Raw genomic sequence first — 3,177 nt, 5'->3', positions numbered from 1 at the left:
GGTTGGTTATTGGACTTCACAATCATATCACCCCGACTGATGTCAATATCGTCCTCCAGGGTCATAGAAACTGACATCGGTGCAAAGGCTTCCGTCACCTCTTTCTCCCCGGCATTGATGGAGCTGATTACAGAGTTAAAACCTGAAGGCAGGACCGTCACAGCATCCCCCACTCTGTAGATCCCACTGGCAATGCGACCCGCATAGCCCCGGTAGTCCAGATAGCCTTCCCGTTGCGGACGCAAAACCGTTTGCACGGCAAAACGCGCATCGATTTTGTTGGTGTCGCTGCTGATGTGAATGGTTTCCAGCGTATGCAGCAAGGGAGCTCCCTGAAACCACGGCATTTGTTCAGAGCGGTTCACTACATTATCGCCATTGAGTGCACTGATGGGAATGAAACGCACATCCTGTACATCAAGCTTAGACGAAAACACTTCAAACTGAGCAACGATGTCATTGAACACAGCTTCCTGATGGTCTACCAAATCCATTTTATTAACACAAACAATCATATGCGGAATTTGAAGCAGCGAAGCAATAAAGGCATGACGCTTGGTTTGTTCTATCACGCCGTGACGGGCATCTATCAATATGATGGCCGCATTGGCCGTGGATGCACCGGTCACCATATTGCGGGTGTACTGGATGTGCCCGGGTGTATCGGCAATGATGAATTTACGTCGTGGTGTGGTAAAGTATCGGTAAGCCACATCAATGGTAATGCCCTGTTCGCGCTCATCACGCAATCCGTCAGTAAATAATGCCAGGTCTACTCCTTCATGACCTTTCCGCTTGCTGGTAGCCTCCACCGATGCGAGCTGATCTTCAAAAATTGACTTGCTGTCATAGAGCAGTCTACCGATGAGGGTTGACTTCCCGTCATCGACCGAACCGGCAGTGGTGAAACGTAGTAGTTGATTGTTATTTAATTCCATTTTATTTTTTTATTACACAGATTTTTACTGATTGCACGGATTGGAAGCTTTACTCCCATCTACCTCCCGTCGGCCCCCCGACCCCCTAAAGGGGGGGGCACTCGTGTACAAATTAATTTTACGTTCAAATCCTCTCCTTCTAACTATAAGGACGAGGTCTCTCGCTGTTTAACTTCTTTTTTTATCTCCATTAAAACATAATCTAACTTATTAAGGACATCTTCGTTTGTAAAACGAATGACATCTATACCATTAAAGTTTAATATTTCTGTTCGTTCCCGGTCAATTTTAATTTGTTTGCTAGTTAAGTGAATTTCCCCATCCACCTCAATTACTAATTTTAAAGAATGACAGTAAAAGTCAACAATATAATTTTGCAGCGGATGCTATCTTCTAAACTTATATCCTTGTAACTTATTCATTTTCAATTCTTCCCACAATACTTTTTCTGCCTCAGTCATATTCATCCTAAGCTGCTTTGCTTTATTAAAAGTGTTTTGCGTTGCTCCTTTCCACATACTTTCGTGGTGATATGGATTTTGGTCCTTCATTTAAATAATTTTAACCATCTTATAGAATTATAGTAAAGACTATAATTCTCCCCCTTTAGGGTGCCGGGGGGCTAAACAGTGTCTTTTATATCAAAACCATTCAAATTTATAAAAATGATATAAACTCTTATAATAACCCTCCAATAATCTTATAACTTTCCTCCTTTTATAAAATTTTATTCATTTTAGTTCACTATCATTTAATTCGGATAATTCGGATTATTAAAAGTACCCTTCCCTCTTTCTGTCTTCCATGGCGCTCTCACTGCGTTTATCATCGGTGCGGTTGCCTCGTTCTGTTTGTCGCATGGCGGCTACTTCCGCGACGATTTTTTCAAGGGTGTCGGCGTCTGATTCGATACCTCCGGTAATGGTGATGTCGCCCAGGGTTCTGAAACGGATTTTTTTGATTTCAATAGCCTCGCCAGGTTCCAGTTTTAAATACTCTGAAACGGGAATCCAGGAATCATTGCGCCAAACTACTTGTCGTTTGTGGGCATAATAGAGCGATGGAATTTCTATTTGTTCTCGTAAAATGTAATTCCACACATCCATTTCAGTCCAGTTACTGATCGGGAAAGCCCGGAAGTGTTCGCCTTCAAACTGTTTTCCGTTGAACAGGTTCCACAATTCGGGACGCTGATTTTTAGGGTCCCATTGTCCAAAGTCGTCGCGGTGGGAAAAGAAGCGTTCTTTCGCGCGTGCTTTTTCTTCATCACGGCGACCGCCGCCAATGGCGCAGTCAATTTTATGTGATTCGATGGCATCGAGCAGTGTAGTGGTCTGAAGGATGTTGCGTGTGGCATTTTTACCACGTTCCTCGGCAACCCTGCCTTCGTCAATGGATTGCTGTACAGAGCCTACCAACAGTTGCAAGCCCTTTTCTGACACCAGCTTATCCCGAAATTCGATGGTTTCCGGAAAATTATGTCCGGTGTCAATATGCATCAAAGGAAACGGGACCTTGGCAGGGTAAAACGCTTTGTGAGCCAAATGAGTCACTACAATGGAATCTTTTCCACCGGAAAAGAGAATCACAGGGTTTTCAAACTGTGCCCACACTTCGCGCAACACAAATAGAGCCTCCGATTCGAGTTCGTCGAGATAATTGAGAAAATATTTACTCATACTGTTTTTTTTGGATCAGTGATTGTACAAAGGTAACTACTTTTTTTACGAGCTCCGGTAACGGCTCTTCATCTGTTTTCAACACAAGGTCTGCTTGCTGTGGTGGCTCATAGGGTGCATCGATGCCCGTAAAGTTTTTGATTTCGCCGGCACGCGCTTTTTTGTAAAGTCCTTTGGGATCGCGTTGTTCGCAGACTTCCAGCGGCGTGTCGACAAAAATTTCATAAAAATCGGTTGCTCCAACGATGTTCTTCACCTGTGCCCTGTCATTTAAAGAAGGAGAGATAAAGGCTGCCAGGGTGATGGTGCCGGCATCGACAAAGAGTTTTGCTACTTCAGCAATGCGCCTCAGGTTTTCATTGCGGTCGGTTTCCGTAAATCCCAGTCCTTTATTGATTCCCGAGCGTATGTTATCGCCATCCAGGGTATAGGTGTGCAGCTTCATTTCAAACAAGGCTTTTTCTACCGCGTTGGCTATGGTTGATTTTCCGGAGCCCGAAAGTCCGGTAAACCACAGTACAAAAGCCGGATGCCGGTTTGAAAGCGCACGGTCTTTTCGC

3 protein-coding genes and 1 pseudogene are annotated in these 3,177 nt (G+C 44.3%); all 4 read right to left on the bottom strand.

Annotation, left to right across the window (positions count from 1 at the left end; genetic code table 11):
• Positions 1–938: GTP-binding protein (locus AACY61_RS11140; RefSeq protein ID WP_339611661.1), on the bottom strand; the 938-nt coding region annotated here is incomplete at its 3' end.
• 143 nt (positions 939–1,081) lie between these two features.
• A pseudogene (locus tag AACY61_RS11135) lies at positions 1,082–1,456 on the bottom strand (endonuclease domain-containing protein).
• Positions 1,457–1,711: 255 nt separating this feature from the next.
• Positions 1,712–2,617 (bottom strand): sulfate adenylyltransferase subunit CysD, encoded by a 906-nt coding sequence (gene cysD, locus AACY61_RS11130; RefSeq protein WP_339611660.1) that lies wholly within the window; start codon positions 2,615–2,617, stop codon positions 1,712–1,714.
• Positions 2,610–3,177 (bottom strand): adenylyl-sulfate kinase (gene cysC, locus AACY61_RS11125; RefSeq protein ID WP_339611659.1); only part of this gene is annotated, 568 nt, incomplete at its 5' end. The genes cysC and cysD, both read right to left, overlap by 8 nt.

The sequence above is a fragment of the uncultured Planktosalinus sp. genome (genome assembly GCF_963973675.1).
Taxonomy (GTDB): Bacteria; Bacteroidota; Bacteroidia; order Flavobacteriales; family Flavobacteriaceae; genus Planktosalinus.
Note: the sequence above shows the minus strand (reverse complement) of the source record. Positions and strands in the feature narration are given on the sequence as shown.